Origin of the sequence: Kribbella sp. NPDC056951 (genome assembly GCF_042674205.1) — a bacterium.
Taxonomy (GTDB): Bacteria; Actinomycetota; Actinomycetes; order Propionibacteriales; family Kribbellaceae; genus Kribbella; species Kribbella yunnanensis.
Map to the genome: position 1 here is coordinate 1,456,847 of NZ_JBHUQZ010000001.1, position 8,310 is coordinate 1,465,156.

General features: G+C 66.2%; 6 protein-coding genes. 2 read left to right on the top strand and 4 right to left on the bottom strand.

The features are described from left to right. Position 1 precedes the first annotated feature (1 nt). Entirely contained in the window at positions 2 to 2,131 is a 2,130-nt protein-coding gene (locus ACFTSF_RS06840; protein WP_380152885.1) for an MMPL family transporter, read from the top strand. On the opposite strand, the gene ACFTSF_RS06845 is transcribed toward ACFTSF_RS06840, so the two are convergent. The 3 genes from ACFTSF_RS06845 to ACFTSF_RS06855 all read right to left on the bottom strand — a co-directional run bounded on the left by ACFTSF_RS06845 (position 2,128) and on the right by ACFTSF_RS06855 (position 4,963). Next, positions 2,128 to 3,246 (bottom strand): hypothetical protein, encoded by a 1,119-nt coding sequence (locus ACFTSF_RS06845; RefSeq protein WP_380152886.1) that lies wholly within the window; start codon positions 3,244 to 3,246, stop codon positions 2,128 to 2,130. The two genes, ACFTSF_RS06840 and ACFTSF_RS06845, sit on opposite strands and share 4 nt — an antisense overlap. Beyond that, a complete protein-coding gene (locus ACFTSF_RS06850) occupies positions 3,243 to 4,250 on the bottom strand; it encodes a hypothetical protein (protein ID WP_380152887.1) in 1,008 nt (335 codons plus the stop codon). The genes ACFTSF_RS06845 and ACFTSF_RS06850 overlap by 4 nt, the downstream gene beginning before the upstream one ends. Before the next feature lie 65 nt (positions 4,251 to 4,315). Next, positions 4,316 to 4,963, bottom strand: coding sequence for a winged helix-turn-helix transcriptional regulator (locus tag ACFTSF_RS06855; RefSeq protein WP_380152888.1), 648 nt, complete (start codon positions 4,961 to 4,963; stop codon positions 4,316 to 4,318). Positions 4,964 to 5,034: 71 nt separating this feature from the next. Here ACFTSF_RS06855 and ACFTSF_RS06860 point away from each other — a divergent pair, with 71 nt between their 5' ends. After that, complete coding sequence (locus ACFTSF_RS06860; RefSeq protein WP_380152889.1) at positions 5,035 to 5,838, top strand: alpha/beta fold hydrolase; 804 nt, start codon at positions 5,035 to 5,037, stop codon at positions 5,836 to 5,838. Between the two features lie 27 nt (positions 5,839 to 5,865). Here ACFTSF_RS06860 and ACFTSF_RS06865 read toward each other — a convergent pair whose 3' ends face one another. Next, positions 5,866 to 8,154: a kelch repeat-containing protein gene (locus ACFTSF_RS06865; RefSeq protein ID WP_380152890.1), complete on the bottom strand. Its 2,289-nt coding sequence runs from the start codon at positions 8,152 to 8,154 to the stop codon at positions 5,866 to 5,868. Between the last annotated feature and the right edge of the window lie 156 nt (positions 8,155 to 8,310).

Consider the following 8,310-nt stretch of genomic DNA (forward strand, 5'->3'; position numbering starts at 1 on the left):
CATGGCTATCTTTCTTTACCGGCTTGGCCGGGCTGCGTTCCGGCGGAGACGCCTGGTTGTCTTTGTCTGGTTGGCGCTACTCGTCGCGGGTGTCGTGGGTACCGTCACTCTGTCGTCGCCGAGCGATGGCGGTTTCTCGATCCCCGGCACCGAGTCCCAACGCACCGGCGATCTGCTCAATGAGCGGTTCCCGAAGGCGAAAGCCGACAGCGCGACAGCCCGGGTGGTGTTCGAGGCACCGGCCGGCGGAAAGCTCAGCGAGCCGGCCAACCGCGCTCTGCTGACGGACGCCGTACGGCGGCTCTCGGATGCACCGCAGGTCGGCGCGGTGACCGATCCGTTCACGGCTCGCGGTATCTCCACCGACGGCCGGATCGGATACGCCCAGGTCGCCTACGAGGTTGCGGCGAAGGACGTGACGCCGGAGGCGAGAGCTGCCGTCAAGGCTGCGATCGAGTCGGCCCGAGCGGCTGGGCTGACGGTCGAGTACGGCGGGAATGCGATGGACGAGACCGAGCCACAACATCTGAGCGAGATCATCGGGGTCGGTGTCGCGGCCGTGGTCCTGTTGATCACCTTCGGATCGCTGGTCGCGGCCGGTATGCCGTTGCTATCGGCAATCATCGGCGTGGGTATCGGGGTGACCGCGATCAGTACGGCGTCCGGGTTCTTCGACGTCGCGTCGACCACTTCGGTGCTGGCGGTGATGATCGGACTGGCGGTCTCGATCGACTATGCCTTGCTCATCGTTTCTCGTTATCGGCAAGAGTTGTCCGCAGGTCTCGAACCCGAAGACGCGGTCGGGCACGCGGTCGGTACGGCGGGCTCGGCGGTCGTCTTTGCCGGTCTGACGGTGGTGATCGCCCTTGCCGGGTTGGCGGTCGTCGGCATCCCGTTCCTGACCCAGATGGGCCTGGCCGCGGCACTGACCGTTCTCTTGGCAGTGGCGATCGCGCTGACTTTCCTGCCCGCGATGCTAGGCATGGTGGGGTCTCGAATCAGAGGTTCTCGCAAGACCCCGGTGAAGCCCGTTGGCCGTCGGTGGGTGGAGCTTGTCACTCGGCGGCCGGTAGCTGTGCTCGTGGCGACGGTGATCGGCCTTGGGGCAGTGGCGGTTCCGGCGTTCGATCTTCAATTGGGTCTGTCGAACGACAGCACAGCCAAGCCCGGGTCGAGCCAGCGCGACGCCTACGAGCTTCTCAGCAAGGGCTTCGGCCCAGGTTTCAACGGACCACTCCTGGTCGTCGTCGATGCGGCTGCGTCGGCCGACCCCAAGGCTGCGGTTGCCAGCAAGGCTGCGGCCGTGCGCACCCTTCCCCATGTCGCGATGGTCGCGCCGCCGACCATGAACCCGGCTGGGAACACCGCGCTGATGACGGTCATCCCCACCGAAGGTCCCAGTGCGACGGAGACGACGGATCTCGTCAACGCGATCCGTGACCTGCCGAGGATGGGCGATGGCGCCACTGTCTCGGTGACCGGTGCGACCGCCGTCAACATCGACATCTCCGCCAAGCTCGGCGCTGCTCTGCTGCCGTACCTGCTCTTGATTGTCGGTCTCGCGTTCTTGCTGCTGATGCTGGTGTTTCGGTCCGTGCTGGTGCCGTTGAAGGCAACGCTCGGGTTCCTGCTGACGATCGCCGCCACGTTTGGTGCGCTCGTCGCGGTGTTCCAGTGGGGCTGGCTCGCCGGGCTCTTCGGGGTCGAAGGACAGACCGGACCGATCCTGAGCATGCTGCCGATCTTCATGATCGGCGTCGTCTTCGGACTGGCCATGGACTACCAGGTATTCCTGGTCACCCGGATGCGCGAGGCCCATGTGCACGGCGCGACGCCGAAGGGTGCGGTCGTGGAAGGGTTCAGCCAGGCCGCCCGGGTCGTCACGGCCGCTGCCATCATCATGATCGCGGTCTTCTCCGGCTTCATCCTCTCGAGCGAAACGATGTTCCGTGAGCTCGGATTCGGGCTCGCGACCGCAGTCGCGATCGACGCTTTCGTCGTACGGATGACGATCGTGCCGGCGGCGATGGCCCTGCTCGGACGCCATGCCTGGTGGTTGCCTGGATGGCTCAACCGCCGGCTCCCGAACGTCGATGTCGAGGGCGAAACCCTGCAGCGGGGTCAGGTTTAGGTTGCGTCCATGGTCACAGTTGTCGGCCCACGGGTGCAGGAGCCGAAGTGTCCGGTCTTCTCCGACTCGGCGGCTGACGTGGACGCGCAACTCCAGCCATCTACCTCGGCGTGGCCGCCGCTGCCTTGCTTGGGGATCGAGGCGTCGTTGTAGTAGCGGTCGGTGATCCGCAACGCCTCCGGGCAGGTCGTCGTACCCTTCTCGATCCGTACGACGGCCTTCGTAGTGGCTGTGCGAACTGTGCCGCACGATGGGTCTGCGGCACGGCAGATCGCCGGGTCGGCGCAGTAGTCCTTGGCATCGATGACGTGCAGACCATCCGGATCGACGTGATACACGGCTCGATACCGTACGGCGTAGGCCGTCATCCGGAACGGCGGTTTGTCCGCTGCGGGGACGACCACGGTGCGTTCCTCGTCGTGGTACCGGTAGGTGACCTGCAGCCGCCAGGTGCAGTCGCAGCGCTGGGTGACGGTGCGCAGGTTCATCAGATGCGTCTCGCCGGGATCAAGCGTGATGTTGTTCCTGGCGAAGAACGGCTCCTTGGTGGGTTGGCCGGATTCGGTCCGCCCGGTCGGCAGCGGCTCGGGCGAATCGAGGTCGAGATCGACAAGCGTTGTCTCGGAACCGCCCTGACTGAAGAACCGCACCAAGGTTCCGTCGAGAGGTTTCTCGTCCTTCTCGACAACCGGCTTGATTCCGGTCACGACGATCGTGCTCGAGCGGTGATTCCGGAAGGTCAGTCGTTGACCGGAAACGCCGGCCGGCTGTCCTCCGGCCTGGCGGGCCAGGTCGTCGATCGCGTGCAGGTCGTCGGTCTTCGGTATCGTCCCGGAGGTGGCCAGGATCGGCACACCGGTGAGGGTTTCGCTCACATCAGCGGACTCGATGGTGACCGGATCGTCGTTCCACAGATCCCGGACCGAATCGATCGTCGCGGGGAAGGCTGCTGGAATCGCGGTGGCGACGATTGCGGTGACCAGTATGACCAGGAACCAGTTCCTGCCGCTCAGAGCGTGACGCCAGCGAGGTGTAGGCGTCGCTGGAGTTTCAGTCCTGGCCGTCGCCTTGCGTCGAAGTTTCGCGCCCATGGTGCTGGGCTTCCTCGGCGTCACGATGACTCCTGTTCTGAGGTTTGACGACGGACGACCTCACCGAGAGCCGCGTCGAGGAATGCGATCGCCAGTAGTGCCGCGGCGCCGATCGCCAGGTAGTACGTCGGGCGAATCTCGACCTTGACGTCCGGGAGCCAGGCGATCATCAGCCCGGTCAACAGGATCGCGACCGTCACCTCGCAGGTGACGAGGCCGGCCTTCGCCACCCGCCGACGGACCCGCGCCGACTTCGACAGCACCAGGATGGTCAGGAGAATCAAGGCGGCGATCGTCGTGAACCGGAAGACCACCAGCCAGGACTCGAGCTGGGGCGGTCCGCCCCAGACCGGTTGCGACTCCAACGGATCGGCCGGTTGCCGCAGCCAAGGCTCGGAGAACGAGGCGAACAACATGACCAGGGCAACCCCGGCGCACACATAGCCAAGCCGATGCACCTGCGCCGTCACAGCCCGGCGATGAGCGATCGGCCGGATCGCCAGCACCGAACCGGCCGCCATCAACATGACCCCGAGACAACACAGGCCAAGCCCGGTACTCGGCACCGTGTTGTAGATCGCGCGATCGAGCCGAACCGACTGGCCGAACTCACGCGAGTAGCCGTACTTGACCGTGGGGAGTACCAAGACGTAGAGCACCCCGATGAACCAGGCGCCGAAAATGCCGATCGCCGGCGTGACGATCCGCAGTACCGAATTGACCGGTCCCGTGGTCCCGAAGCACGCAGCCACAATCAGCGCGAACACGATCACCAGCAGCACGGTCACGACCGAGGCGGGCTCGTAGTTGCTGATCCGGGTGAGAAACGGCTGCTCGGGTCCGCCCGGCGCGACCGAGTGTCCGGGGCGCGGATAAACGAATGTCCAAGGCAGCGTCACCGAGACGACGGCGAGCAGGAAGCCGAGCGAGGACGCGATGACGCCGACCAACCAGACGATCGTGATCTCGATGCTCGCATGCTCGGCCCACCGACGGCCCGGGGTGCCTTCGACGTCTGCGTCAACCATCGGTCTCTCTCGGTAGCCCGCCAGTGCCTGACAATGATGTCGCATCGAGGCCTTGGCAGCGACTTCTAGCCGCCTCTGTGGTCGTTGAACGCTCTGATGAAACGTCGCAGTACGGCGGTGTTGCCATCCGCGGTCGCGTCCCCGGATCGGATGACGTCGTCGAGGTCTTGCCCGTCGAACACGAGGCTTTGGACCGTGTGCACTTCGGTGGTGAGGACCGCGTCGGCGGCTGCTTCGCCTCGAACTGCCTCGAGCTCGCCGTTGTTCACGACGAGGTGGAATGCGTCGCCGGGCAGGTGCAGCTGGACGGAGCCGGCAAGGTCGCCGGCCGCGATCGGGTCGAACGTCGTACGCAGCGCGACCACCAACGCATCCGGGCTGAGTTCCATAGCCGAGCCGGGCAGCGGCGGCAGTGGGCTGCCCCATCGCCCGAGCGCCAACAGGACTGGTTCGAGTGCTCGCCCGTGGTCGGTCAGCACGTAGACCAGACCGGCTCCCGGCGGGAGCGAGCGCCGCCGGGTCACGACGCCGGAGTCCTGCAGTTCACGGAGCCGCTGCGTCAACACGTTCTGGCTGAGCCCGGGTAGTCCGCGGTGCAGGTCGGCGAAGCGCTTGGGTCCGAACAACAGTTCGCGGACCACCAGCAGCGCCCATCGCTCACCTACAAGGTCCAAGGCACGAGCGATACCGCACAGGTCCCGATAACTACGCATACCGACAGCATACTTCCCATCAAGGACCTTTTGCTCCTAAAGTAGGAGTAACGATCTGAAAGGGGATGATCATGTCGCACGTCACCTCAGCTGATGGCACGACGATCGGATACGACCGCCTGAGTGACGACGGGCCCGCGCTGTTACTCGTCGGCGGCGGTCTCGACGACGGCGCCGAGAACGTCCCGCTGGGTGAGTGGCTGGCCAGCACGTTCTCCGTGGTCAACTACCGGCGCCGCGGCCGCGGAGACAGTGGCGACACTGCGCCGTACACGGTGGAACGCGAGATCGAGGACCTCGCGGCGGTCATCGAGGCGGTCGGCGGCCGGGCCCACGTGTTCGCTGCGTCGTCCGGCGGCGCACTCGCGCTGGAGGCAGCTGCCGCCGGCCTGCCCATCGACCGAATCGCCACCCATGAGGTGTCCTATCTCCTCGGCGACGAAATGGTCGCAGGCTGGCAGACCTACGTCGACGACCTCACCGTCGCCCTGGACGCCGGTGACCCCGACCAGGCGCTCCGGCTGTTCATGAAGTTGGCCGGTTCCTCCGAGCAAGACATCGCAGGCGCCGAAGCCGCCCCGGTATGGCCGGCCCTGGTCGCGCTCGCACCAACCCTGCGGTACGACGCCGCGTGCGTCGGCGAAGGCCCACCACCCGCAGACCGGCTGGCCAAGGTGACTCAGCCCGTACTGCTGAGCACCGGCGCAACCCTGGATCCACACTCGGCCGGCCTGCCGTTCGACTTCTTCGGCGCCGCCGCCGACGCAGCCGCCGCCTACCTACCCAACGCCCACCACCTCACCATCGAGGTCGCCGGCCACGTAGCCGACCCACAAGTCCTAGGACCATTCCTGTCGCGCTTCTACACGGAGTAAAGGATTCCTTGAGCTAGGCGACGTGGATCAGCCGGCGTTCTCCAGGCGCCTGACGAGTTCCCGGGCGGCGGTGAGCGAGGGCGTGTACTTGGCGGGGTCCTCCTGAGCGAGCGCCTCGTAGACGGCGACTGCCTCTCTTGCCGAGGCGAGCGCTTCGGGGCGCTTTCTCAACGTGTCCAGGCACATAGCCAGTTCCATGGCCTCACGGGCGAGCAGGGCGCGGTACGCCGGATTTGCCTGCGCCAGAGTGTGGTAGATGTCGCGGGCCTCCTGGGCTGGGACGACCGCTTCCTCGTGGCGGTTGGCGACGCGGTAGGTGGCCCGCAGGGTGCTGAGGGCCCAGGCGAGTTGCGGCTGATCGTTGAGCTCGCGATACAGGTCGACTCCGTCTCGCGCGACGGCGACTGCTTCGTCGTACAGGGGCACGTGGATCAGGAGGCCGGCAAAGACCACGCTCGTCTGCGCAAGGCTTGCGCGGTAGGCGGGATCGGTCTGACTCAGCGTGCGATAGATGTCGCGACAGGATCGTTGCGCGTCGCAGGCATCGACCCACCGTTTCGCGGCCTGGTATCTCGAGGCGAGGTTGCCGTAGGCCCAGCCAACCCGGTACTGGTCGCCCGCCTGGCGGTAGAGCTCGACCGATTCGATGCCAACGGCAATTGCTTCGTCATGCCGGCCGACTGTTGACAGATAAGCCGCGAGGAAGACGCAGGTTCCGGCCCACAGTGGGCGGTAGGCCGGGTCGGTGGAGGTGAGTTGCTGGTAGAGCTCACGGGCCCGTTGCTGCGCGGCGACTGCCTCGGCCGGGCGGCTTGCACGGTTCAGGATGGTGCCGAGGTTTCCATAGGCCCAGGCGATGAGCGGCTTGTCGCCGGTGGTTTCGTAGCCCTCGACGGCCCGGGTCGCGGACTTCACGGCGTCCGCGTGTCTGCCCGCCGCCTGCAGATAGACGCCGAGGAACAAGGAGGAGTAGGCCCAGCGCCGGGTGATGATCGGCCGCCACTTGCGGACCTTTGTGAAAAGGTCGAGGGCTTTCTGCTCACAGTCGACGGACTCGGGGTGGCGGCCGGCCTTGTGGTGCTCGTCCGCCTGTTTGGACCAGGCCTCGGCCTCGCGCATCCAGGCGTCGAGTTCGACGTCGCTCGGAGGCTTGACCTCGGGTGGTACACCGCTGGGAGAGAAGAGTTCGGCGATCGACACCAGTTCCATGCCCTGCCCCGTCGCGGTGGCGAGTGCGGCTTGGCCGACGCCACCGATCACCAGGACACGACCGTCCGGCCGGCGGACCGCCGTACTGGCATAGCGACCCGCGATCATCGCCGGGGTGGGAGTCCAGAACCGGCTGTCGGGGTCGTACAGGACCGCGTTCCCGAATCCGGACATGACGCTCGCCTCGTCGGTACCGCCGAGGACGAGGAGCCGACCGTCCTCGAGACTGATCGCTTGATGGCGGCTCCGGCCGGCTGGCATCGGCTCGGCGGGGTACCAGCCGCCGGTGGCTGGGTCGTACCGTTCCGTTGAGGCATGGCTGTGGCCGTCGAAGATCGGACCGAGGACGAGCCCGTACGTCGCTCCGCCGGTAGTGAGCACCGTGCCGTCCGACAGCAGTGTCGACTGGTGACCGGCCCGTGCAGTCCGCAGTGAGCCCGTCATCGCCCATCGATCGGCCGTCGGGTCGTAGATCTCGCAGAAGGCGAGACTCACGAACGAACCAGCTCCGTTACTGACGAATCCACCGGTGACCAGGACGCGATCGTCAGCCAGCAGCACGGCTTGGTGGCCCGAGCGTGGATCCGTCATCGGGGCGACGCGCGTCCAGCTCTCGCTACCGGGGTCGTACCGCTCCACCGATGCGAGGCTTCGGGTAGACCCAGCCGAGCGCGAAGTCTCACCACCAGCCACCAGAACGGTCCCGTCGGCCAGCAAGGTGGCGCTGTGGTCGAAGCGTGCGTCGGCCAGACGTCCTGTCGAACGCCACTTTCCGCCGTCGAACAGTTCGGCCGATGCCGTTGCAGGCGGCGGATACCGATAGGCACCGGGGATACCGCCGGCCGCCAGAACCGCGCCGTGCAATGGGACTGTGTCATTGGCCAGCAGAGTCAGAGTGTGCAGCCGCCGGCTCTCGGCCAGCGATCCGCCCTCCGTCCAGGTCAGGGTGTCAGGATCGAAGAGAGTAGCTGTGCCGAACGCATTCAGGCCGGCGTCACCGCCACCGGCCACAAGGACACGGCCGTCCGTGAGAGTGGCCGCTGCGTGCTGTGTCGCGACGTTGCTTGTTGGCAGTTCACCGGCCGCGCTCCAGATCCCTGCTGTCATCGCCACGCCTACCGCCACGTCAACCCCCAGGACTCAGTTCGATCGAGATACGAGTCTGCTGATGCCTGCGTTGCCGCCGCTACAGGTCGCGACCGCTACGGCTCGTAAGTGCCTACTCACGGTCCTGAAAGGGCACATCTGCCGCATCGTCATGGT